This is a genomic window from Curtobacterium sp. 179-B 9B NHS, from assembly GCF_045370965.1.
Taxonomy (GTDB): domain Bacteria; phylum Actinomycetota; class Actinomycetes; order Actinomycetales; family Microbacteriaceae; genus Curtobacterium.
On the sequence record NZ_JBIQDQ010000014.1, the window covers coordinates 20,325 to 44,270 of the forward strand.

General features: G+C 72.0%; 18 protein-coding genes, 1 pseudogene and 1 riboswitch. Of the genes and pseudogenes, 13 read left to right on the forward strand and 6 right to left on the reverse strand.

Translation table 11 applies throughout. From position 1 onward, the window contains the following. Positions 1-101 precede the first annotated feature (101 nt). The 3 genes from ACH0A8_RS12115 to ACH0A8_RS12125 all read right to left on the reverse strand — a co-directional run bounded on the left by ACH0A8_RS12115 (position 102) and on the right by ACH0A8_RS12125 (position 2,541). A complete protein-coding gene (locus tag ACH0A8_RS12115) occupies positions 102-668 on the reverse strand; it encodes a TIGR03086 family metal-binding protein (protein ID WP_406907277.1) in 567 nt (188 codons plus the stop codon). A gap of 526 nt (positions 669-1,194) precedes the next feature. Further along, positions 1,195-1,755, reverse strand: a complete 561-nt coding sequence (locus tag ACH0A8_RS12120) for a YceI family protein (protein ID WP_066652989.1) — start codon at positions 1,753-1,755, stop codon at positions 1,195-1,197. A 120-nt stretch (positions 1,756-1,875) separates the two neighbouring features. Next, positions 1,876-2,541: a hypothetical protein gene (locus ACH0A8_RS12125; protein ID WP_406907278.1), complete on the reverse strand. Its 666-nt coding sequence runs from the start codon at positions 2,539-2,541 to the stop codon at positions 1,876-1,878. A 659-nt stretch (positions 2,542-3,200) separates the two neighbouring features. Between ACH0A8_RS12125 and ACH0A8_RS12130 the strand changes: the two genes are divergently transcribed. The 8 genes from ACH0A8_RS12130 (at position 3,201) to ACH0A8_RS12165 (ending at position 12,553) form a co-directional block, all read left to right on the forward strand. Next, on the forward strand, positions 3,201-4,205 hold the full coding sequence (locus ACH0A8_RS12130; protein WP_311205923.1) for an aldo/keto reductase family protein: 1,005 nt from the start codon (positions 3,201-3,203) through the stop codon (positions 4,203-4,205). 286 nt (positions 4,206-4,491) lie between these two features. Beyond that, positions 4,492-5,022 (forward strand): GtrA family protein, encoded by a 531-nt coding sequence (locus tag ACH0A8_RS12135; protein ID WP_235426514.1) that lies wholly within the window; start codon positions 4,492-4,494, stop codon positions 5,020-5,022. After that, positions 5,019-6,548 carry a glycosyltransferase gene (locus ACH0A8_RS12140; protein WP_144411252.1) on the forward strand — a complete coding sequence of 510 codons (1,530 nt, stop codon included), beginning with the start codon at positions 5,019-5,021 and terminating at the stop codon, positions 6,546-6,548. The genes ACH0A8_RS12135 and ACH0A8_RS12140 overlap by 4 nt, the downstream gene beginning before the upstream one ends. Further along, positions 6,545-8,533: a glycosyltransferase family 39 protein gene (locus ACH0A8_RS12145; RefSeq protein ID WP_271825969.1), complete on the forward strand. Its 1,989-nt coding sequence runs from the start codon at positions 6,545-6,547 to the stop codon at positions 8,531-8,533. Before ACH0A8_RS12140 ends, ACH0A8_RS12145 begins: the two co-directional genes overlap by 4 nt. Positions 8,534-8,871: 338 nt before the next feature. Then, positions 8,872-9,720, forward strand: coding sequence for a DUF4397 domain-containing protein (locus ACH0A8_RS12150; RefSeq protein ID WP_209683533.1), 849 nt, complete (start codon positions 8,872-8,874; stop codon positions 9,718-9,720). 131 nt (positions 9,721-9,851) lie between these two features. Continuing rightward, positions 9,852-11,003, forward strand: a complete 1,152-nt coding sequence (locus ACH0A8_RS12155; protein ID WP_209683531.1) for a glycosyl hydrolase family 8 — start codon at positions 9,852-9,854, stop codon at positions 11,001-11,003. Next, positions 11,000-11,713 (forward strand): class F sortase, encoded by a 714-nt coding sequence (locus ACH0A8_RS12160; protein WP_209683529.1) that lies wholly within the window; start codon positions 11,000-11,002, stop codon positions 11,711-11,713. The genes ACH0A8_RS12155 and ACH0A8_RS12160 overlap by 4 nt, the downstream gene beginning before the upstream one ends. Before the next feature lie 45 nt (positions 11,714-11,758). Continuing rightward, complete coding sequence (locus ACH0A8_RS12165; RefSeq protein ID WP_406907279.1) at positions 11,759-12,553, forward strand: polyprenol monophosphomannose synthase; 795 nt, start codon at positions 11,759-11,761, stop codon at positions 12,551-12,553. Positions 12,554-12,730: 177 nt separating this feature from the next. Here ACH0A8_RS12165 and treZ read toward each other — a convergent pair whose 3' ends face one another. The 3 genes and pseudogenes from treZ to glgX all read right to left on the reverse strand — a co-directional run bounded on the left by treZ (position 12,731) and on the right by glgX (position 19,345). Continuing rightward, positions 12,731-14,485: a malto-oligosyltrehalose trehalohydrolase gene (gene treZ, locus ACH0A8_RS12170; RefSeq protein ID WP_406907280.1), complete on the reverse strand. Its 1,755-nt coding sequence runs from the start codon at positions 14,483-14,485 to the stop codon at positions 12,731-12,733. Further along, positions 14,482-16,928 (reverse strand): annotated as a pseudogene (treY, locus tag ACH0A8_RS12175) (malto-oligosyltrehalose synthase). The gene treZ and the pseudogene treY overlap by 4 nt, the downstream one beginning before the upstream one ends. Further along, a complete protein-coding gene (gene glgX, locus ACH0A8_RS12180; RefSeq protein WP_406907281.1) occupies positions 16,925-19,345 on the reverse strand; it encodes a glycogen debranching protein GlgX in 2,421 nt (806 codons plus the stop codon). Before glgX ends, treY begins: the two are co-directional and overlap by 4 nt. A 129-nt stretch (positions 19,346-19,474) precedes the next feature. On the opposite strand from glgX, the gene ACH0A8_RS12185 reads away from it, so the two are divergent. The 5 genes from ACH0A8_RS12185 to ACH0A8_RS12205 all read left to right on the forward strand — a co-directional run bounded on the left by ACH0A8_RS12185 (position 19,475) and on the right by ACH0A8_RS12205 (position 23,909). After that, on the forward strand, positions 19,475-19,795 hold the full coding sequence (locus tag ACH0A8_RS12185) for a hypothetical protein (RefSeq protein ID WP_058727630.1): 321 nt from the start codon (positions 19,475-19,477) through the stop codon (positions 19,793-19,795). Between the two features lie 78 nt (positions 19,796-19,873). Then, positions 19,874-19,985: riboswitch (TPP riboswitch) on the forward strand. Beyond that, positions 19,981-20,730 carry an ECF transporter S component gene (locus ACH0A8_RS12190; RefSeq protein WP_308301832.1) on the forward strand — a complete coding sequence of 250 codons (750 nt, stop codon included), beginning with the start codon at positions 19,981-19,983 and terminating at the stop codon, positions 20,728-20,730. (Overlaps the previous riboswitch by 5 nt.) Next, positions 20,727-22,472, forward strand: a complete 1,746-nt coding sequence (locus ACH0A8_RS12195; protein WP_406907282.1) for an ABC transporter ATP-binding protein — start codon at positions 20,727-20,729, stop codon at positions 22,470-22,472. Before ACH0A8_RS12190 ends, ACH0A8_RS12195 begins: the two co-directional genes overlap by 4 nt. Then, positions 22,469-23,275, forward strand: coding sequence for an energy-coupling factor transporter transmembrane component T family protein (locus tag ACH0A8_RS12200; protein WP_406907283.1), 807 nt, complete (start codon positions 22,469-22,471; stop codon positions 23,273-23,275). The genes ACH0A8_RS12195 and ACH0A8_RS12200 overlap by 4 nt, the downstream gene beginning before the upstream one ends. Next, a complete protein-coding gene (locus ACH0A8_RS12205; RefSeq protein WP_406907284.1) occupies positions 23,268-23,909 on the forward strand; it encodes an ATP-binding protein in 642 nt (213 codons plus the stop codon). The genes ACH0A8_RS12200 and ACH0A8_RS12205 overlap by 8 nt, the downstream gene beginning before the upstream one ends. Positions 23,910-23,946: the final 37 nt, after the last annotated feature.

Genomic DNA, 23,946 nt, shown 5'->3' on the forward strand with positions numbered 1-23,946 from the left:
GGGCGGATATTCCTCGCGTGCGCTCACGCTGCCGCTGGTTCCGCCCACTGGCGTGCTGCCGCCGATTCCGTCCCTCGGTGTCGAACGGGCGGAAAGACGCGTCAGGCGTTCACCCTGGCATCGCGACCTGTGACCGCGAGCAGGCGGACCTGCAGCGGCGCATCGTCGTCGACCTCGACCGGCGCGGCGTACAGCCCGGTCGCCGCGAGGTCCTGGATCTGCGGCTCGAAGTACTCCCACACAGCGCGGACGAGTTCGTCGGGCAACGCTTCGTCGGTCCCCGTCGCGCGCGCGAGGTCCCACGTGTGGATGGTGATGTCGCTGGTCTGCTCGGTCAGGTACTCGTCTGCACGGACCACGTCGGTGCTGAGGTGCACGGGAGTGTCAGCGGGCGCGTTCTGCCATGCGCTCGGAGCTGCCGCCGCGAACTTCGCCCACTCGTCGACGAGGTCCTGCCCGATGGGTTCGAGGTCCGCCTCGGCCTGCGCGTAGTCGCACCCCGTCAGGAGCTTGGGGATCCATCGCTGTTCGTCGATGACGTGCGTCACCAGGTCGCGCGTGGTCCACTCCGAGTCGGGAGTGGACGCTTCCCAGTCGGTCACCGCAGCGACGCGGCGTCCGAACTCGGCTGCGGCGAGGGACTGCAGCGCGATCCAGTCGATGGCCATGGTGGTGCTCCTCTTCGGTCGGGGCGGGTGCGAGGTGCAACGGGACCGACGGACGGGCGATTCCCGCGCTGAACAGGCGACACGCTACGCCCGCTCGCTAGCTCTGTGCGCGTGCGGGGCAGCGCTCGGTGTCGTCTGCGGGCCGAAAGCGCGGTCATCGCGACGGTTGGGCGGATCCGGCGTCGAGGTCGAGCCGGCAGCGACGGAAACACCCGCTCGTGCTCGGGCGGGCGAAATCGGTACGCGGCGGCGGGGACGGCTGCGGGAACGGCCCGCTCGTGCCCGAGCGGACGGGATCGGCGCATGCAGGGCAACGGTGGTCACAGGAATGGCCCGCTCGAGTTCACGGGCGGGCGTCCGGCCGGCTCACCGATCACGGACCGGGCCATCGGGAACGCGGAACGGCCCGGCTCCGTGGGGGAGGAGCCGGGCCGTTCGCCGGGTACTGCAGGTACTTCGTTCGGTGTCCGCGGCCGTCGTCCCCGCGCTCGGGCGGGGCGACAGCCGTGGTTCAGTGACCCGGAGGTCAGGCCGCCTGGAGGACGAACTGCACGTCGAGGTTGATGGTGACGTCGTTGCCGAGCGTGAAGCCGCCGGCCTCGAGCGCCGCGTTCCAGTTCACGCCGAACTCGGTGCGGTCGATCTTCGTGGTCGCCTCGGCGCCGAGCTTGACCTGGCCGTAGCCGTCGGTGGTCACGCCACCGAACTCGGTCTTCAGCGTGACGTTCTTGGTCACGCCGCGGAGCGAGAGCTCACCGTCGATGAGCATGTCGTCGCCGTCCTCGCGGATGCCGGTCGACTTGAAGGTCATCTGCGGGTGCTCCTCGGTGAGGAAGAAGTCACCGGTGGCGAGGTGCTGATCGCGCTGCGCCTGGTTCGTGTTGATGCTCGCGACATCGATCGAGGCCTCGAGGGTCGTGTCGAGCGGGTTCTCGGCGGTGACGAGCGTCGCGTCGAAGCGCTCGAAGGAGCCCTTGACCTTGCTGATCGCGAGGTGGCGAACGGAGAAGGTGACCTCGGAGTGGGTCGGGTCGATCTTCCAGGTACCGGTCTGGTAGCCCGGGATGGCGGAGGCGTTGAGCGTCATGGTGACTCCTTACGAGAGCGTTGGTCTGCGGTTCCCGACCAGGCGAGCATCTTCATGCGCCTGCATCGATTCGAACTGTAGCCCATTGTGCACCTGTTTGGTTGAAGCGTCAACCAATGTTCACGTGAACGTCGCAACGGGATGTCGGGACCGCGTGTCGTGCCTCCCGGCCGTGCCCGTCGTGAGCAGCCGCCGGATGCGCTCCACGAAGTCGTCGGCGAGCGGACCGACGTCATCCGCTGTGGCCCGGATCAGCCACCAGTCGACGTCCTTCAGTCGCTCGCCGCGTGTCAGGTCCTTGCGGAACACCTGCGGGTCGGATCGGTGGAGGTCGCTCTCGTACTCGATCGCGACCCTCGCGTCCGGGTAGGCCAGGTCCACGCAGGCGACCCATCTGCCTCCGACGACGACGTCGTGGTTGCGCGACGGAAGGGGGAGTCCGCGCCGGACCAGGACCAGTCGGAGACGTGTCTCGCCCGGGCTCCGCGAGCCCGGGCGCACCTCGGCGAGCGCGGCGCGTGCCTTGCGGACGTGCCGCCCGCCGCGGTGGCGGCGGACGACGGCCCTGAGTTCGTCGACCGTGCACCAGTTCAGCCATCCGACCAACGCGTCGCCGGCGATGACGAGTTCGTCGACCGTGAGGAACGCTGCCAGCACGACGAAGGTGGTGGCCGGGTCCACGATCGGGGTGGTCCCGGAACGGACGACGTTCGCGAGGTGTGCCCTGGTTCGGTGGCCGACGGTCCCGCGCACGCGGATGGCCTGGTCCTTGCCGATGGTGGTCACGTGGATGCGTCGGTCTGCCTCGAGTCTGCGTGGGAGCGGTATGCCGAGGAGGTGCGCTGCGGTCGTGTGACTGAACGCCTGGTCGTACCGGAGCCGTGGAGCGACCGCGCGTGCACGGTCCGCGTGGGAGGTGGGTGGGGTCCAGCACCGTGTGCCGTGGAAGGGGCGGCAGAGCCGTCGTGAGCGGAGTCGGCTCGCCGGGACACCGCGGTGCAGTGCCTCGCGGACGCGGAAGGGGCGTCCGCGGAGCGGCGGCGGGAAGTGGTCGGCGAGGGACATGCGGGCAGCGTGCCTGATCGTCCAGGTCGGCCGTGGCGGGTGCTGTCGAGCTGTGGATGGGCGCCGGACGGAGCGAGGTGTGCAGGACTCGTGCCTTGCCGAGGACCGGTGCGTGCGGCCCGGAGCGGGCGGATCCGGTCTGTTGCTGCTCTCACCCCGAGCGGGCGGATCCGGATGAGGTCGGGAGGCGCGCGTCGCGTGTTCCGCCCACTCGCGCCAGCACCCGATCCGATTCCACCCGACCACACCGCGTCGCGTGTTCCGCCCGCCCACGCATGCGGCGCCCACGCCGGCGGCGCCCGTGCCGGCGGCGCCCGCGCCTCTCCACAGGTACTCGCACACCCCCTCACGAGAGCGCTCACTCCACTAGCGTCAGGAGCATGGAATTCAGGTACCTGGGCAACTCCGGACTCAAGATCTCCGAGATCACCTACGGCAACTGGCTGACGCACGGCTCGCAGGTCGAGAACGACGTCGCCACCCAGTGCGTGCGGGCAGCGCTCGACGCCGGCATCACCACGTTCGACACCGCCGACACGTACGCCAACACCGCGGCGGAGACGGTCCTCGGCGAGGCGCTCAAGGCCGAGCGTCGCCAGTCGCTCGAGATCTTCACGAAGGTCTACTGGCCGACCGGGCCGAAGGGGCACAACGACGTCGGCCTTTCCCGCAAGCACGTCATGGAGTCGATCGACGGCTCGCTCGAGCGCCTGCAGACCGACTACGTCGACCTCTACCAGGCGCACCGCTACGACCACGAGACGCCGCTCGAGGAGACCATGCAGGCCTTCGCGGACGTCGTCCGTCAGGGCAAGGCGCTCTACATCGGCGTCAGCGAGTGGAACGCGGAGCAGATCTGCGCCGGTGCCGCGCTGGCGAAGGAGCTCGGCTTCCAGCTCATCTCGAACCAGCCGCAGTACTCGATGCTGTGGCGCGTCATCGAGGGCGAGGTCGTCCCCGCCTCGAAACAGCTCGGTCTCAGCCAGATCGTCTGGTCCCCGATCGCACAGGGTGTCCTCACCGGCAAGTACAAGCCGGGTCAGCCGGCCCCCGAGGGGTCCCGCGCCACGGACGAGAAGGGCGGCGCGGACATGATCAAGCGGTTCATGCGCGACGAGGTCCTCGAAGCCGTGCAGCGCCTGCAGCCCGTCGCCGACCAGGCCGGCCTCACGCTGGCCCAGCTCGCGATCGCGTGGACGCTGCAGAACCCGAACGTCGCCTCGGCGATCGTCGGCGCGTCCCGCCCCGAGCAGGTCACCGACAACGTGAAGGCCGCGGGCGTGACGCTCGACGCTGACGCGCTCGCCGCCATCGACGAGGCGCTCGGCGACATCCCGGAGCGCGATGCCAGCAAGACGGTCAGCCCGGAGCAGCGCCCCGCGTAGCGCGCGACCGACCGACGGACGGGAGGCACGGTGCCAGCTGGCACCGTGCCTCCCGTCCGTCGTACAGCAAGCTCACGACGAGCGCGACCGTCCGGACGGACTGCCCTTCTGGCACCTGATCAGCAAAAACGCTGAAGGATGTTCACTGATGAACGGCAGGTGTCGCGGAACTGGCAGAGTCCTGGCAGGGGCTGTACCCCGACCAAACCACTCCGCAACGTTCCCCCGAAGAGGGGGCATGACCCGAACCGTCACCCCCGTTCTGGTGCCACCAGGCACAGGCTCGGTGCCGACCTCCACCGCCTCGACCGCCCACCCAGCGGCGACCGGCGTCCCTGCGGCGAGCGTCGCACGACCGGCCCTCGGCCCGCGGCTCCGCGCCACCATGACGCAGCTCGCGTCGTTCGGCGCCATCGGAGCGATCTGCTTCCTCATCGACCTCGGCGTCTACAACCTCCTGCGCGCGACCGTCCTGCCCGACGGTCCGATCGCCGCGAAGATCGTCTCCGCCGTCATCGCCACGGTGGTCGCGTGGCTCGCGAACCGCTCGATCACGTTCCGTTCGCAGCGGCAGGTCGGCCGGAAGGAGACCCTCCGCGAGGGACTCCTCTTCGCCGTCACGAACGTCATCGGTCTCGGCATCGCCGCGGCCTGCCTGTTCGTCTCGCACTACGTCCTCGGCTTCACCTCGACCCTCGCCGACAACGTCGCCGGCAACGGGGTGGGTCTCGTCCTCGGCACCGTCTTCCGGTTCGCCGCGTACAAGGCCCTCGTCTTCCGTTCCACCGACGCTCACGCGAAGGAGCACGCCGCATGACCATCACCACCACGCTGCTGACGGCCGCCGGGCCGCTGCTGCAGCCGAACGAGGGGACCGGTCCCGCCGGGGACCTCCCGAACCGCGGGACCACGGACGTCCCGACGGGAGGCTCGGGGCAGGCTCCGCAGGTCGCTTGGTCGCTGGGCGAGTGGGTCGGCTACTCGGCGCTCATCGCGGTCTCCGTGCTGCTCACGGTGATCGCGCTCACCACGCTGTGGTGGATGCTGCACGCCTGGCGCTCACGTGACGCGCTGAAGTCGACGAGCTTCAGCCAGACCCCGCTGCCGGCCGCCCACCGCTTCACCCTGCTGGTGCCCGGTCGGCACGAGCAGGACGTGATGGGCGAGACGCTCGACATGCTCGCGACGCAGGACCACCCGGACTTCGAGATCATCGCGATCGTCGGCGAGGACGACCCGGAGACGGACGCCGTCGTGCGCGCGGCTGCGGAGCGTCATCCGGGACTGATCCGCGTGGTCGTCGACGACACCGCACCGAAGAACAAGCCGAAGGCGATGAACCTCGCGCTGCAGTACGCGACGGGCGACATCGTCGGGGTGTTCGACGCCGAGGACGAGGTCTACCCGAAGCTGCTGTCGCTCGTCGACTCGCGCTTCCAGGAGACCGGCGCTGACGTCGTGCAGGGCGGCGTCCAGCTGATGAACTTCAAGTCGAGTTGGTGGTCGCTCCGCAACGTGCTCGAGTACTACTTCTGGTTCCGCTCGCGACTGCACTTCCACGCGGGCTCGAAGTTCATCCCGCTCGGCGGCAACACCGTCTTCGTGACGAAGGAGCGCCTCGAGTGGTCGGACGGCTGGGATGCGCACTGCCTCGCCGAGGACTGCGAGCTCGGCGTCCGGCTCTCCGCCGACGGCGCGAAGGTCGTCGTCGCCTACAGCCCCGAGGCCGTCACCCGCGAGGAGACGCCGCCCACGTTCGCGTCCCTGCTCAAGCAGCGGACCCGTTGGAACCAGGGCTTCCTGCAGGTGCTCGGCAAGGGGGAGTGGAAGAAGCTGCCGTCCTTCCGCCAGCGCTTCTTCGCCCGCTACATGCTGACCATGCCGTTCATCCAGGCGGCGACCGGTCTGCTCATCCCGCTCAGCGTCCTGATGATCCTCTTCGTCAAGGTGCCGACGGCGATCGCCCTCGTCTCGTTCATCCCGGTGGCGCCCACGCTCATGCTGCTCGCCGTCGAGGTCGTCGGACTCAACGAGTTCGGTCGCATCTACAAGGAGAAGGTCCGCATCCGCGACTACGTGAAGCTCGTCCTCGGCCTGGTGCCGTACCAGGTGTTCCTCGCCGCAGCGGCGGTCCGTGCCGTCGTCCGCCACGTCAAGGGGCAGAACGGGTGGGAGAAGACCGAGCACACGGGCCAGCACCGCACCGGTGGCGCCCAGCCCGAGGTCGTCGGGTTCGCGTCCGAGCTGACCGGCTCGGCTGCGTCCGCATCATCGGCTGCGTCCTCGTCCTCGTCCTCGTCTGAGCGTGCGCTCGCCGGTTCGTCTGCAGGAGGTGCCCGATGACCGCCACCATCACCCACACCACCGGGATCCCCGTCCGGGGTGCCGCCTCCCTGTCCGGCGTGCGCGGTTGGTTCCGTGTCCACGCGGCGAGCATCGGTTGGCTGGTGCCCGTCCTCATCGTGACCGTCGTGGTGCAGGCGTGGAACATGACCGGTACCCCGCAGCGCATCGACGACGAGGGGACCTACACCGCCCAGGCGTGGGCGATCGCCAACCTCGGGGAGATCACCCACTACACCTACTGGTACGACCACCCGCCGCTGGGGTGGATCCAGATCGCGGCGTACACGTCGCTGACCGGGGCGTTCGCGCGCTACCCGTTCGCCGTCGAGGCCGCCCGCGAGGCGATGGTCTTCTTCGCCGCCGTCTCCAGCGTCCTGCTCTTCGTCCTCGCGCGTCGACTGGGCGCAGGTCGCGTCACGGCCGCGGTCGCGGGGCTCGTCTTCGCCCTCTCGCCGCTGGCCCTGCAGTACCACCGCACGGTCTACATCGACAACGTCGCGACGCCGTGGCTCCTCGCCGCGTTCGTGCTGGCGCTCAGCCGACGCCAGCAGCTCGCCGGGTTCGCCGGAGCCGCCGCGTGCCTCGGCGTCGCGGTGCTCTCCAAGGAGACGTACCTGCTCGCGCTGCCGTTCCTGATCTGGATCGCGGTCCGCCGGGCCGACAGGAGCACCCGTCGGTACACGCTGAGCGTCGCCGGGGCCGTCCTGGTCGTCATCGGTGGCGGCTACCTGCTGCTCGCCGCGGTCAAGGGTGAGCTCCTGCCCGGCGCCGGCCGGGTGAGCCTCTTCGAGGGCATCACCTACCAGCTCGGTTCGCGCACCGCGTCGGGATCGATCTTCGACGGAGGGAGCCTGGCGAACCAGGCCGCCGCACAGTGGTGGGCGCTCGACCCCGTCTTCATCGTGCTCGGTTCGGCCGCCGCGTTCGTCGGGCTGTTCCTGCGCCGGGTCCGCCCGATCGCCGCGATGCTCGTCTTCCTGCTCGCGATGATGTTCCGCCCGAACGGGTACCTGCCGGTGCCGTACGTCATCGTGCTCGTGCCCTTCGCAGCGCTGCTCGTCGCGTACACCGCCGAGCGAGCGGTCCTCGCGCTCGCCGGACGGATCCGGTCCAACGCCCGGACCCGCGTGCACGGATTCGCTCGACGTGGCTTCGGTGCCGCCTGGGCCGTGGTCACCGCAGCGGCCGTCGTCGTGGCGGTGCCGCTCTGGGGCGCGCAGCTGCGCGGGTTCACGTCGGCGAACCTCGACCTGCCGATGCAGCAGGCCGAGCAGTGGGTCGGCGACAACGTCCCGAAGTCCTCGCGGCTGCTCGTGGACGACGCCATGTGGGTCGACCTGGTCCGCGACGGGTACGCCCGCAACAACGTCATCTGGTACTACAAGCTCGACACCGACGCCGCCGTCCAGCGCCAGTCGCCGAACGGGTGGAAGGACTCCGACTACGTGGTCACGACGGACTCGATGCGCACCGGCGGGAACTCCTCGCAGGACGTGTCGCTCGCCATCCGGAACTCGACGAGCGTGGCCACGTTCGGCACCGGCGACCAGCAGGTCGACGTCCGTCGCATCCACTCCGAGGGCGAGGCGGCCGCGAACGACGCGATCACCGCCGCGACGAACGGGCGGAAGACGATGGGGACCGAGCTCGCGCAGAACCCGGCGCTCCGTGCCGACGCCGGCACGAAGTCGCAGTTCCGAGCGGGTCAGGTCGACTCGCGCGCGATGCTCGCCCTCGGTCAGGTGCTCGCTGACCAGTCGGTGGCGGTCGAACGATTCCGCCCGCTCACGGGGGAGGACGGGCAGCCCTTCCGCCGGCTCGTCGTGCAGACCGCCGACCGGGCGGATGCTGCTCGTGCCGTCGCCACCTTCGATGCCATGAGCGACGGGATCCGCCCGGCCGACGTCGAGCGCGACGGGGAGCGGGTCGTCGTGACCTACACCCCGGCCGATCCCACGACGACGCCGACGAGCGCCTCCTGACCCCGGCCCCGTCGTGAGCGGGCGGAACCGGTAGCCGAACCGGCAGCCCCCGAGCAGGATCCGCCCGCTCGCGGAACGGCGAGCGCCTCCCGACCCCGGCCCCGTCGTGAGCGGGCGGAACCGGTAGCCGAACCGGCAGCCCCGAGCAGGATCCGCCCGCTCGCGCACCGCCACCGGCCACCAGCCCCGCTCCCCACCTCCACCCCCCACACGCTGCCCAGCCCCACGGTCCGCCCACACCCACACCCGCACCTGCTCCCCAGCCCCAGCCCCAGCCCCAGCCCCAGCACCAGCCCCAGCACCAGCACCTGTACCACCCGAACCGAAGGAGCACCACGATGCACGCACGCACCTCCGCGCCCACCGTCACCCGCCGCGCCACCCGCCGCCCGGTCGTCGTCGCCGGGATCGCCGCCGCCGTCGTCGCCGCCACCGTCGGCCTCGCCGCACCGCAGACCGCCTCGGCCGCGACCGGCTCCGACGAGGGCTGGCTCCGCGTCGGCCACCTCTCCCCGGACACCAAGGGCGTCGACGTCGAGCTGACCAGCCTGTCCGGCGGCAAGACGGTGTTCGAGCTCGACGACGTCACGTACGGCCAGGTCAGCCCCTACCAGGAGCTCCCCGTCGGCACCTACGTCCTCTCGATGCGCGCTGCCGACGCCCCCGACTCCACCCCGGTGATCTCGACCGACGTCCAGGTCCAGCAGGGCGACGCGAACACCGTCGTCGCCTACGGCAAGAACGACGACCTGCAGACCAAGGCGTTCACCGACGACCTGCAGCAGCCCGGTGACGGCAAGGCCAAGCTCCGTCTCGTCCAGGCCGCGACCACGGCGAAGGAGGTCGACGTCAGCACGACCGACGGCACCGCCATCGCCGAGGACGCCTCCTTCGGCACGGCCACCCGGTACGCGACGGTCGGCGCCGGCAAGTGGTCGCTCGACGTCTCCGGCAGCGGCCAGCGCGGGACCGCCGAGGTCGACCTCGCCGGCAACACCGTCTCGACGCTCTTCGTCCTCGACGACAGCAAGGGCGACCTGACCGTCGTGCCCGTCACCGACGCGGCCGCCACGGCAACGACCCCGTCCGGTGGGGTCCAGACCGGTGGTGGCGGCGCAGCCGCCGACCGCCCCGTCACCGAGTTCACGCACGCGATCGTCGCGGCGTTCCGCTCGCTGTTCCACTGACCGACGGGCAGCCGACGGGTCGCGTGACCCGTCGGGCCCGGCCTGGAGGCGCGGATCACCGCAGCCCGAGCGCCCACCTGGTGCGCGCCTCCCGTCCGACCGTCCCCGACCACCCCGGAAGAGGTGCCGGCATGACCCGCAGGACCTGGATCCCCATCACCGCCGCAGCGGCGGTCGTCGTCGCCGTCGGCGCCGCCCTCGTCGCCGTCCGTCCGTGGAGCGACGCCGTACCGCAGGCAGGAGCGACCTCGAGCGTGACCTCGTCGCCCGCCCCGGACGTCGACCGCAGCGCCGCCGAGCTGCGGCAGGACTTCCTCGACGACTACGTGCAGGACGGCCGGGTCGTCCGCACCGACCAGGGCGGTGACACCGTCAGCGAGGGGCAGGCCTACGGTCTGCTCATCGCCTACGCGGACGACGACCGTGCGACCTTCGGCGACATCTGGTCGTGGACGAAGCGGCACCTGGTGACCGACGACGACCTGCTCGCGTGGCGGTGGACGCCGGAGGACGGGGTCGTCGACGGCCAGTCCGCGAGCGATGCCGACCTCGACGCCGCCCGGGCACTCGTGCTCGCCGGCGACCGGTGGGGCGACGAGCGGTACACCGCCGCGGGCAGGGCCATGGCGTCGGCGATCCTCGAGCACGAGACGGCGGAGACCGACCTCGGGACGATCCTGCTGCCGGGGCCGTGGGCGGACACCGAGCCGTACCGGTACGACGCGTCCTACGCGTCACCCGCCGCGTTCCGGATCCTGGAACGGGCGACCGGAGACCGCCGCTGGGCGGAGCTCACCGAGGGCTCCCGTGCGGCGACCGCCGCCGTGCTCGACGTCAGCGACCTGCCGAGCGACTGGTCCCAGGTGCACGCCGACGGCACGGTCGAACCGATGCCCGCGAACGGCGACCAGGGCAGCGTCGTCTACGGGTGGGACGCGATGCGGCTGCCGCTGCGCTACGCCGAGGCGTGCTCGGCCGAGGACCGCACGCTCGCCGGGTCGATCGCGCCGACCCTGCGCCGGAGCACCGAGCTCGCAGCCCAGCTCGACCTGGGCGGCACGGCCGTGACCGGGGACACCAGCGCGCTCGCCTACGCCGCACGGGCAGCGGCCGAGCACGCGGCCGGCTCGTCGGCGGCGGCGTCGGCCGACCTGCGGCGAATGGACCGGACCTCGGCGACCACCCCGACCTACTACGGCGACGCGTGGGCAGCGCTCGGCGCGACCATGCTCACGTCCGACGTCCTCGGTGGCTGCGCGACCGACGCGGGAGGCGCCTCGTGACCGGGCGTCGAACCGCGACCGGACCGAGCCGGTGGTGGTCCGGCCGCCCCGGCGTGCTCGTCGGTGGAGCGGTGGCGGCGGTCCTCGTCGGCGGCGGCATCGCCGGGGTGGCCGTCGCCACCACGGGGACCGACGCCGCGGGGACCCGGACGGCGGCGACCAGCAGCCCGTCCGCGAGGACTGACCCGGGTGCGGCGGCGAACGGCTCCGGGGCAGGCGAGACGTCGGGCTTCCAGGACCCCGCTGCCCCGGCGGCACGCTCGACCGCCACGCCGGTGCGGGTGGAGATCCCGGCGATCGGTGTGTCCTCGGGCCTCGAGGACCTCGGCCGCGGTGCCGCTGGGGAGCTCGACCCGCCGGAGGACTGGGACAGCGCGGGCTGGTTCGCCGACGGCATCGTGCCGGGGCAGGTCGGGCCGGCCGTGATCGCCGGGCACGTCGACAGCCCGACGAGCGCAGCCGTCTTCTTCCGGCTCGACGAACTCGTGGCCGGGGACGAGATCCACGTGGCGATGTCCGACGGCACGACCCGCACCTTCACGGTCGACCGTTCGGAGCGCGCCGCGAAGTCGGCCTTCCCGACGAGCGACGTGTACGGCAGCGCACCGACCCCGCAGCTCCGGCTGATCACGTGCGACGGCACGTTCGACACCGCGACCGGGCACTACACGGACAATCTGATCGTGTTCGCAGACCTGACGTCGGGCTGACGCAGGGCGACCCGATACCCTTCGATGCGAACCGCGAGGAGCACCATGAGCACGTCCCTGGTCATCATCCCGACCTACGACGAGGCGGAGAACGTCCGCCCGATCGTCGCCCGCACCCTGGCCGCGACCGACGACAGCGTCCACGTGCTCGTCGTCGACGACAACTCCCCGGACGGCACCGGCGACATCGCGGACGAGATCGCGCGCGAGACCGACCGGGTCCACGTGATGCACCGGACGGTGAAGGACGGGCTCGGCGGCGCGTACCTCGCGGGGTTCGCCTGGGGCCTCGAGCACGGCTACGACAAGCTCGTCGAGATGGACGCGGACGGCTCGCACCACCCGGAGTACCTCCCGTGGATGCTCGAGCTCGCCGACTCGAACGACCTCGTGCTCGGCTCCCGCTGGATCAAGGGCGGCGAGGTCGAGAACTGGCCGTGGTACCGCGAACTGCTGTCCCGCGGCGGGAACCTCTACACGCGGATGGCGCTCGGCATCGCGGTGCGTGACGCGACCGGCGGCTTCCGGGTGTTCACGTCGAAGGCGTTCGAGCGGATCGACCTGGCCGGGGTCGCGTCGAAGGGGTACTGCTTCCAGGTCGACCTGTGCTGGCGAGCGCTCGAGGCCGGGTTGCGGGTCGTCGAGACGCCGATCACCTTCACCGAGCGCGAGTTCGGCGTCTCGAAGATGAGCGGGAACATCGTGCGCGAGAGCCTGACGCTCGTGACGAAGTGGGGCATCGACCGGCGGGCGCGCGAGGTGCGCTCGGTCGTGAAGGACCACCGCCGACTGCCCTCGGTGCGCAAGAACGCGCATGCGGTCGGAGACCAGTCCGCCTGACCTGCAACGGCCCGGAACCGGTGCCGGTGACGGCCCGGTGACGGCCCGGTACCGGTGCCGGTACTGCCGCGCCGTGCCCGGCCGGTGTCGTGGCCGCTCTGGTCCGCGGAAGCGACAGTCCCCCGTGGGCGTTCCACGGGGGACTGTCGCTCTCGCCGATCGGTCAGGGCGCGTCCGTCAGCGCAGGACCACCACGCCGCGCGACGCGAACCGGACCACACCGGCGTCGACGCTCGCCTCACCGAAGCGGTAGAGCTCCTCACCGGTCGCGTCCGGGACGGACACCTCGGCAGCGTCGTCGGCGAAGTTCACCACGACGTGCACCGGCGCCGCGTCGGGCCCGAGCAGACCGCGGGTCAGCACGAGCCAGCGGTCGTCCCCGTCGAAGCGGACGGCGTTCGCCTCGTAGCGGTGGTCGACGAAGGCCTGCTCGGTGCGGCGCAGCGCGACGAGCACGCGGTAGGCCCGGAGGATCCGCGCACCCCGCTCCGAGGTGAGGTCGGCCCAGTCGAGCTTCGAGTTCGAGAACGTCGTCGGGTCCTGCGGGTCCGGGACGACCGATTCGTCCCAACCGTGCTCCGCGAACTCGGCGATCCGACCCTTCGCCGTGATCTCGCCCAGCGCCTTCTCCGGGTGGGAGGTGAAGAACTGCCACGGCGTGGTCGCGGCGAACTCCTCGCCCATGAACAGCATCGGCGTGAACGGGCCGAGCAGCGTCAGCGCCGCGGCGATGACGAGCGACTCGTCGTCGAGTGACGCCGCGAGCCGGTCGCCCGCGGCGCGGTTGCCGATCTGGTCATGGTTCTGGTTCGCGACGACCAGCGCCGTCGCGGGCGACGTCCCGCGGTCGATCGGTCGACCGTGCCGCTTCCCGCGGAACGACGACCAGGTGCCGTCGTGGAAGAACCCGTGCTCCAGGACCTTCGCCAGCGCCGAGAGCGGTGCGAAGTCGGCGTAGTAGCCGTTCGTCTCGCCGGTGAGCGCCACGTGGACGGCGTGGTGGAAGTCGTCCGACCACTGTCCGGTCAGGCCGTACCCGGAGGCCTCCTGCGGACGGAACATGACCGGGTCGTTGAGGTCCGACTCGGCGATGAGCGAGAGCGGGCGCCCGACGAACTCCGAGTACGACTCGGTCTCGGAGGCCATGACCTGCAGCACGTGCGGGCGCGTGGTGTCCCGGATCGCGTGCACCGCGTCGAGCCGGAGTCCGTCGACGTGGTGGTCGCGGAACCACATCCGCACGTTGTCCAGCACGTACCGGCGGACCTCGGGGTGCTCGACGTTGACCGAGTCGCCCCAGGTGTTCCCGAGCCCCTGCAGCAGGTACGGACCGTACAGCGGCAGGTAGTTCCCGCTCGGGCCGAGGTGGTTGTAGACGACGTCCTGGATGACCCCGAGGCCCAGCGCGTGGGCGGTGTCGACGAAGCGGTCGTAGGCGTCGGGACCGCCGTAGGGGTGGTGCACGGCGAACCAGCCGACCCCGTCGTAGCCCCAGTTCCACTCGCCGTTGACGGCGTTGACGGGGAGCAGCTCGACGAACTCCACGCCGAGCTCGACGAGGTGGTCGAGCTTCGCGGCCGCCGCATCGAGGGTGCCCTCGGGCGTGTAGGTGCCGATGTGCATCTCGTAGATCACACCGCCGCGGGCGGGACGGCCCGTCCAGGCCTCGTCGGTCCACGCGAAGCGCTCCGGGTCCACGACCTCGGACGTGCCGTGCACCCCGTCCGGCTGGTACCGGCTGCGGGGGTCCGGGCGGACGTCCTCGTCGTCGTCGATACGGAAGCCGTAGCGCGCGCCGACGACCGGGGCGACCTCGTCGGTGCTCCACCAGTCGTCGTCACCGCGGGTCAGGGCGTACTCGACGTCGTCGACGACCAGGCGCACGCGCTCGGGGTTCGGCGCCCAGACGGCGTAGCGGGCGGGAACGGTCATGCGTGACCCTCCAGGATCTCGATCTCGGCCTGCTGGTCGGAGACGGCGGTGCCGCCCGACCCAGCGGCCGCGGGGGTGGTCGTCGACGTGGACGAGGAGGCAGCGGCCGCCCCGGCGTCGGCGAGGTCGGCGGGCACGAGGAGCGCCACCGGCAGGTCCGTGAGCAGCTCGGCGAGCGCGATGCCGCGGGACGCCGGGAACCGTCGACCGGTGAGCAGGTCGACCCGGTCGAGCGGCACCGGGTGCACCAGGGTGTCGCCCCAGCCCCCGACCCGCTCGAGTCCGACGGGCAGGCGTGTCGCGACGGTCACGGCACCGCCACGGTCGAACGCCAGGACGTGGTCGGCGGCGCTGCCCGTGGCCTCGAGCCCCAGGTAGCGGGTGAACAGCTCGGGGTGGTCGCGGCGCAGGCGCAGGGCCCGGCTGACGACGAGGGTCTTCACGGCACCGTCGAGTCCGACGGCCGGCAGCCGCTCGGGGCCGTCGTCCTCGGGGCCGTCGAGCCCGGCGAGCACGTGCCGGAGCTCGGCGTAGTCGACCGGTCGGCGGTTGTCGGGGTCGACGAGCGACCGGTCCCAGCCCTCGGTGCCCTGGTAGACGTCCGGCACGCCGGGCATCGTCAGCTGCACGAGCTTCTGGGCCAGCCCGTTCGACCACCCGGCAGCGTTGATGACCTGGTCGAGCTCGTCGAGCACGGCCACGACCTGCGGATCGTCGAACGACGCGTCGACGAGCGCGTGCATCTGCTCCTCGAACGCCTCGTCCGGCTCGGTCCACGTCGTGCTGTCGCCGGCCTCGCGCGACGCCTTCTCGGCGTAGGCGTGCAGGCGATCGCGGCTCGCAGGACGTGCACCGACGATGGCCTGCCACAACAGGTCCGCCATCACGGCGTCGTCGAGCGGGCCAGGGATCGCAGCCGCGCGAGCGCGTCGGCCCACTCGGAGCCGAGCTCGGCGAGCACGCTGATGCGCGCACGGGTGTCCTCGCTGCGCTTCGTGTCGTGCGTGGTGAGCGTCGTCATGGTGTGCGGCCAGCTGCCCTGGCGGTCGCGCTGGGCCTGGTGGAAGTCCTCCACCGAGACGGCGAACAGGCTCGGGTCTGCGCCGACCTCGCTCAGGGTGGTCAGGCGCGACGTGCGGTAGAACGCGGTGTCCTCGACGCCCTTCGCCATCACCATGCCCGACGTCTGCTGCAGCCGGACGGCCGCGGCGTGACCGGGGTCGACGAGCGCCGGTGCGATGCGGTCGATCACGTCGTCGAGGTCCGGGCGGGCCTCGGCGGCGCGTTCGAGGGCGTCGATGAGGTGGTGGACGCCCTCGGGCAGGTACGTCCGGTAGACCTCGAAGGACGCGACGATCTCGGCGACGGCGTCGACGACGCGGTCCTCGGGCACGTCGGGTGCCACGGGGGCGAGGAGCCGTGCGAGCCGGCGGACCTCGCTGCCGAGGATGCCGTCGGCGATCCCGCGCCGGGTGTCGTGCGTGAGCTGCTGCCAGTCGGCGGGCTCGGCACCGGACGCGGCGGTGAGCGCCGGTTCACCCGCGGGGTCGACGAAGACACGGTCGACCACGGCGAGGGCGTCGTAGCCGGTGGTGCCGTCGACCGGCCACGACGACGGGAGCTGCTCGCCGGGCTCGAGGATCTTCTCGACGAGCGTGTACGCGCCGCCGGTGAGGTCGTGCAGGTCCTGCAGGTACCCGGCGGGGTCGTACAGGCCGTCCGGGTGGTCGATGCGCAGGCCGTCCACGAGCCCGTCGCGGAACCAGCCGCCGATCGTCGCGTGGGACGAGGCGAACACCTCGGGCTCCTCGACGCGGATCGCCGCGAGGGTGTTCACCGCGAAGAAGCGACGGTAGTTGAGGTCGTGGTCCGCGCGCTTCCAGTGCACGAACTCGTAGTGCTGACGGGCGTGCACGGCTGCGACGTCGTCGCCGTCCTGCACGGTGCCCTCGGCCGTCGGGTAGGCGGTCTCGCCGACGTACAGCCGGCCGTCCCGCAGCTCGACCGCGTCGAGCAGCCGGTCGTCGAGCACCGGGATCCGGATGCGCCCGTCACCGGCCTGCCAGTCCACGTCGAACGCCCACGCGACGGGGGAGCCCTGACCGGACTCGAGCAGGGACCACCACCACGGGTTCGCCTCGGGTGTGGCGACGCCGACGTGGTTCGGCACGATGTCGACGAGGACGCCCAGCCCGGCGGCGTGCGCGGCCTCGGCGAGGGCTCGGAGCGCGGCGTCGCCGCCGCGCTCGGTGTCGACGTGCGAGTGGTCGACGACGTCGTAGCCGTGCTGCGACCCGGGCTCGGCCTGCAGCACGGGGGAGAGGTAGACCCAGTCCGCACCGAGGGTGCGGATGTGGTCGACCACGCCCTGGGCGGCGTCGAGGTCGAAGTCTGCGGTGACCTGCAGCCGGTAGGTGGACGTGGGGACGCGGCGAGCGCTCACGCGGTGGCTCCTGTGGGATCGGGTTCGGGTTCGGGTTCGGTGTCAGGGGAGTCGGGGCCGGCGTCGGTGTCGCTGACCGAGTCCGTTGCGGACGTGCCCTCGGCGGACGCCAGGGGCTGTTCCGCCCCGGACGGAGCAGCGTCGGACGGTTCCGCGCCGGACGGTGCAGCGTCGGACGGTGCAGCGTCGGACGGTTCCGCCCCGGACGGTTCCGGGTCGGTGGCGGACGCCGCCGTGGACGCCGCGGGGTTGGTCGGGGTGGACTGCCGCCCGCCCTCGACCGACTCCACCTGCGTGGTGGTGACCTCGTGGTCGGGCTCGGCACGGAGCACGATCATCGAGCGCGCCGGCACGTCGAGCGGGGTCCCGGCGTCGAGGACCGTCTCGCGGGCACCGGGTTCGGCCGTGTCGATCCGGACGGTCCACCCGGGCGAGTACTCCTCGGGCGGCAGCGTGAAGGTCACGACGTCGTCGTGTGCGTTGTAGTACGTCAGGAACGCCACGTCGGTCACACGTTCGCCCCAGCGGTCGCGGCCGCGGATGCCCTCGCCGTTCAGGTACATGCCGACGCTCTTGCCGAAGCCGGAGTCCCAGTCCTCGGGGTCCATCGCGTCGCCGGACGGGGTCAGCCACACGACGTCGGGCAGTGGCTCGCCCTCGCCCCGGCGCACCGGACGACCGTTGAAGTACCGGGTGCGGCGGAAGGTCGGGTGGTCGTGCCGGAGCTTCACGACGTCGGCGGTGAACTGCACGAGTTCGTCGTCGGCGTGCTCCCAGTCGATCCAGCTGATCGCGGAGTCCTGCGCGTACACGTTGTTGTTGCCGTGCTGAGTTCGGCCGAGCTCGTCGCCGTGGGCGATCATCGGCACGCCCTGGCTGAGCAGCAGGGTGGCGAGGAAGTTCCGCCGGCGCTGCAGTCGGAGCGCGGCGACCTCCGGGTCGTCCGTCGGCCCCTCGACGCCCGAGTTCCACGACCGGTTGTGGCTCTCGCCGTCGTTGTTGTCCTCGCCGTTGGCGTCGTTGTGCTTCTCGTTGTACGCGACCAGGTCGTACAGCGTGAAGCCGTCGTGGGCGGTGATGAAGTTGATGCTCGCCTTGGGCGTCCGGCCGTCGTGCTCGTACAGGTCGGCCGACCCGGAGATGCGCGAGGCGAACTCGCCGAGCGTCGAGGGCTCGCCCCGCCAGAAGTCACGCACGGTGTCGCGGTACTTGCCGTTCCACTCGGACCACTGCGGCGGGAAGTTGCCGACCTGGTACCCGCCGGGCCCGACGTCCCACGGCTCGGCGATGAGCTTGACCTGGGACACGATCGGGTCCTGCTGGACCAGTTCGAAGAAGGCCGCGAGCCGGTCGACCTCGTAGAACTCGCGGGCCAGGGCCGCGGCGAGGTCGAAGCGGAACCCGTCGACGTGCATCTCGGTGACCCAGTACCGCAGCGAGTCCATGATGAGCTGCAGCGAGTGCGGGTGCCCGACGTTGAGCGAGTTCCCGGTGCCCGTGGTGTCCATGTAGTACCGCTTGTCGTCCTCGACCAGGCGGTAGTACGCCGCGTTGTCGATGCCGCGGAAGGACAGCGTCGGCCCGAGGTGGTTGCCCTCTGCCGTGTGGTTGTAGACGACGTCGAGGACGACCTCGATGCCGGCACGGTGGAGCTCGCGCACCATCGCCTTGAACTCCTGCACCTGCTGCCCGCGGTCGCCGGACGACGAGTAGTGCGAGTGCGGCGCGAAGAAGCCGATCGTGTTGTAGCCCCAGTAGTTCGACAGCCCCTTCTCCTGCAGCGTGGAGTCGTTGACGAACTGGTGCACCGGCATGAGCTCGAGCGTCGTGATCCCCAGGCGCTTGAGGTGCTCGATGACCGCCGGGTGCGCGACACCGGCGTAGGTGCCCCGTTGCTCCTCGGGCACGTCGGGGTGCGTCTCGGTGAGGCCCTTGACGTGCGCCTCGTAGATCACCGTCTCGCCGTAGGGGACCCGGGGAGCCCGGTCACCCTGCCAGTCGAAGAACGGGTTGATGACGACGCCCTTCATCATGTGGGACGCCGAGTCCTGGTCGTCGGTCGAGTCCGGGTCGCCGAACGTGTACGAGAACAGCGCCTGGTCCCAGTCGATGTCCCCGCTGGTCGCCTTGGCGTACGGGTCGAGGAGCAGCTTGTGCGGGTTGCCGCGCAGTCCGTTCGCCGGGTCGTACGGGGCGTGCACGCGGAAGCCGTACTCCTGCCCCGGGGCGACGTTCGGCAGGTAGGCGTGCCAGACGTGTGCGTCCACCTCGACCAGGTCGACGCACTCCTCGTTCCCCGCGTCGTCGAAGAGGCACAGTTCCACGCGGTCGGCGACCTCGCTGAACAGGGCGAAGTTCGTGCCGCTGCCGTCGTAGGTCGCCCCGAGGGGGTACGGGTTGCCGGGCCAGGTGTGCAAACAGTCCTCCAGGTGTGGGTTCCGCCACGGTATCGGCGCGGGCCGTCCGCGTCCGCAGACAAGCCCCAGGGGTGGACGGCCGCAGGTGCTCGCCGGCCTGTGGAGGAACCGCCGAGTAGCCTCGCGCGCATGGCCAACATCGTGAGTCAGATCGCAGACAAGGTGCGCCCCGTGGGCGTCTCGACCAACTACGGCGAACCGGTCGAGGTCGGGGACCAGACCCTCATCCCGGTGTCCATCGGCTGGTTCGGCTTCGGCGCCGGTGGGGACGACGAGAACGGCGGCGGCGGTGGCGGCGGGGCGTCGATCCCCGTCGGTGCCTACGTGCGTCGCCCGGGGCAGGACCTGCAGTTCGAGCCGAACCTGATCTCGCTGCTCGCGGTGAGCATCCCCACCATCTGGGTGACCGGCAAGGCCCTGAGCAAGGTGATCCGCGCCCTCAAGAAGTGACCCACCGGACGGGAGGCCCGTGGCGAGGCCGCCACGGGCCTCCCGTCCGTCACGCGGTCGCGACCGCGTCTAGACTGCTGCCACACACACGGGAGTCCGGGACCGCCGGGCTGAGAGGGAGCGAACGGCGCTCCGACCGTCGAACCTGATCCGGGTCATGCCGGCGCAGGGAGGAGTCAGCAACCATGCCTGCAACCACGCAGTCCGCAGCACCGTCCACCACCGTCAGGCGCTCGTTGCGCTGGCGGGTCGTCGACATCGTCGTCGCGAGCGTCCTCGCCGTCGCGATCGGTGTCGTCTTCAAGCTCTGGGAGTTCGGCTACGAGCCGATCAGCGCCGTCGCAGCCCTGGTCCTCCCCGGCACCCAGGCACTCTTCGGCGGGGTCTGGTTGCTCGCCGGGCCGCTCGTCGCCATCGTCGTCCGGAAGCCCGGGGCCGCGCTCTACGCCGAGATGGTCGCCGCCAGCGTCGAGGCACTGCTCGGTACCCAGTGGGGGTGGCTGACGCTCGAGGCCGGTCTCGTGCAGGGCCTCGGGGCCGAGGTCGTGCTCGCACTGTTCCTCTACCGGGCCTACCGGCTGCCGGTCGTCGTGCTCGCCGGTGCCGCCGCGGGGCTCGCCCTCGGCATCAACGACACCGTGCTCTGGTACCCGGGGCTCGACGCGGCGTTCAAGACCGTCTACGTCGTGTCCGCCGTGGTGTCCGGAGCCGTGATCGCCGGGCTCGGTTCGTGGCTGCTCGTGCGGGCGCTCGCCGCGACCGGCGTACTGTCCTCGTTCGCCGCAGGGCGTGAGCACGCCCGACGGACGCACGCGACCACCCCGCAGGAGTCGTCCGCCCCGACCGGCGCGACCGTTCCGCTCGACGGCGCGCAGTCCGGCACCGCGACGCCCGCTGCCGAGCAGGCCGAGCGCGGGTCCCGCGCCGCCCGGTGACGGCCGTGTCGTCCTCGGGGGCGGCGCGGATCGCCTTCCGTGACTGGGGCTGGCGGTACGCCGGGCGCGACGCGTGGGCGGTGCGCGGTCTCGACCTCGTCGTCGAGCCGGGTGAGCGCGTCGCGGTCGTCGGCCCCTCGGGCGCCGGCAAGTCGACGGTGCTCCGCGCGGTCGCAGCGGTGCTGGCGGACGAGCCGGACCCCGACGACGACACCGCCGCAGCCGTGCAGGGCTCGGTCCTGGTCGACGGCGCCGACCCCCGCGCAGTCCGCGGGCGCGTCGGCCTCGTCATGCAGGATCCCGAGGCCCACACGGTGATGTCGCGCATCGGCGACGACGTGGCCTTCGGATGCGAGAACACCGGCGTCCCGCGGGCCGAGACGTGGGAACGCGTCCGGCACGCGCTCGGGGTCGTCGGCCTCGACCTGCCGCTCGACCGGTCCACGAGCCGGCTCTCCGGCGGGCAGCGGCAGCGTCTGGCGCTCGCGGGCGTGCTCGCGATGCGGCCCGGCGTGCTCGTGCTCGACGAACCCTGCGCGAACCTCGACCCCGAGGGCGTGGCGCAGGTCCACGACGCCGTGCGGGCGCTGCTCGACACCAGCGGTGCGACGATGCTCGTGGTCGAGCACCGGATCGGCACCTGGCTCGACCTGGTCGATCGACTCGTGCTCCTCGAACCCGGGGGCGGGGTCGTCGCGGACGGGACCCCCGCGTCGGTGCTCGCCGAGCACGGTCCGGCGCTGACGGCGGCCGGCGTGTGGGTGCCCGGTGCCGAGCCGGCGCGGGGATCGTCCCGGGCCGGCGGCGGACGTCCGGTCGCGCCGTCGACCGAGCGAACGGGCGGATCAGCACCGGGAGCGCCGGTGGCCGGGGGCGCCTTCCGCCCGCGCGACGATGAGACGGCGCTGCTCGAGGCGCGGGGACTCGCGACCGCGCGCGGGGGCATCCTCGGACGTGCCGGCGGGACCCGTGTCGGCAGCGGCATCGACCTCGGGGTCCGTCGCGGTCGGGTCCTCGCGGTCACCGGTCCGAACGGCGTCGGCAAGTCGACGCTCGGCCTCACCCTCGCCGGGCTCCTGCGGCCGTCCGGAGGGACACTCCTCGCGACGCCCGACCTGGCCGGGGAGGCCGGTGACACGCCGATCCGGTGGACGAGCCGGCAGCTCGCGGCCCGGATCGGGTCGGTGTTCCAGGACCCCGGACACCAGTTCGTGGCGCGCAGTGTCCGCGAGGAGCTCGGTGCCGGACCGCGCGCGCTCGGGCTGTCGGACGCCGACGCGCGGGTGGAGGAACTCCTCGACGCGTTCGGGCTCCGGCACCTCGCCGACGCCAACCCCTTCACGCTGTCCGGCGGTGAGCAGCGGCGGCTCGCGATCGGTGCCGTCGTCGCCTCGCGACCGCCCGTGGTCGTGCTCGACGAACCCACCTCGGGCCAGGACCGTGCGACCTGGCAGGCCGTGGTCGACCTGCTCGGGGCGCTGGCGGACGCGGGGACGGCGCTCGTCGTGGTGACGCACGACCGTGACCTCGTCCGTGCGCTCGACGCCGACGAGGTCGTGCTCGCCGCCGACGGTGCGAGGACCGTGCCGCCGGCCGGAACCGCCGTCCCGCCGGCCGGAACCGCCGTCCCGCCGGACGGACGCAGTGGCCCCTCGGCCGGACCCGGCGCCCCGTCGGCCGGACCGGACGCCCCGTCGACCGGACCCGGCGGACCCCGACCGACCACGGAGGTGCACCGGTGACCACCCCGACGACCGGCGCCGGTGCGGGCGGGCGAGCCGAGCCTCCCTGCCGGACGCGCCGCGGTGTCGCCGGCGTCCAGCCCGTCGCCGCGATGCTCGGCGTGCTCGCACTCGGCCTGTGCCTCGTGACGAGCCTCGACGTCGTCTCCGCGGCCGTCGCGCTCGCGCTGGAGCTGCTGCTCCTCCCGGTGCTCCGGATCCCGCCGCGGACCCTGCTGCTGCGGGCGTCACCGGTGCTCGTCGCCGTGCCCCTGACGGCGCTGAGCATCGCGCTGTACGGGCGGCCCTCCGGGCGTGAGTGGTTCGACCTCGGCTTCGTCCACGTCACCGACGGGTCGCTGACGCTCGCGCTGGCGACCGCGCTGCGGGTCCTCGCGGTCGGGCTGCCGGCCGTCGTGCTCTTCGTCGGGGTCGACCCGACCGACCTGGCCGACGGACTCGCACAGCTGCTGCGGCTGCCGGCCCGCTTCGTGCTCGGGGCCCTGGCCGCGGTGCGGATGACGAGCCTGCTCGGCGAGGACTGGCGCCAGCTCGCGATGGCACGCCGCGCACGGGGGCTCGCCGACCACGGACGACTGCGGCGCGGAGCGTCGATGGCCTTCGCGCTGCTCGTGCTCGCACTCCGCCGGGCGACCACGCTGGCGGTGGCGATGGAGTCGCGCGGCTTCGGCGCTCCCGGTCCCCGGACGTGGGCGCGGCAGGCGCGGTTCGCGGGACCGGAGTGGGCGATGATCGCCGTGCTGGTGGGGATCGGTGTCGCATCGATCGGGGTGGCCGTGGCTGCGGGGACGTGGCGTGCCTGAGCGCGCGCGGCCGGACACGACCGCCGGGGGAGCGGTCGCCGGGGAAGCGGTGCCGGACGTGACCGCCGAGGGTGCGCAGCCGGACCTGACTGCCGGGGGAGCGGCACCGGACGCGGCGCTCGCCGAGGGGATCGCCGCGGCTGCGGTCGGCGCTGCTGCCGCCACCGGTCGACGGCTCGTCGTGCTGGTCGACGGGCGCTCGGGCACCGGGAAGACCACGCTGGGCGACGCCGTGGCGGCACGGCTCGGCGCACGGGTCGTGCACCTCGACGACGTCTACCCCGGGTGGGACGGCCTGCGCGCGGCCGCCGACGCGGTCGTGTCCGACGTGCTCGGGACGCCGTCGGGGTACCGGCGCTGGGACTGGGAGCGGTCCGAGCCGGCGGAGTGGGTGTCGATCGAGTCGCACGTGCCGCTGGTGGTCGAGGGGTGCGGGGCGCTCTCCCGGGGGTCTGCTCCACAAGCGACCCTCCGGGTGTGGCTCGAGGCGGACGACGACGTCCGACGCGACCGGGCGATCGGCCGCGACGGCGAGGTGTTCGCCCGCGAGTGGGAGCGCTGGGCTGCCCAGGAGCGCGCCTTCATCGCCGCCGAGGCGCCCGCGGAGCTCGCGGACCTGGTGCTCAGGACGTAGTCGGTGTGGTCGCCGGCGAGACCCGGGCTGACCGGCG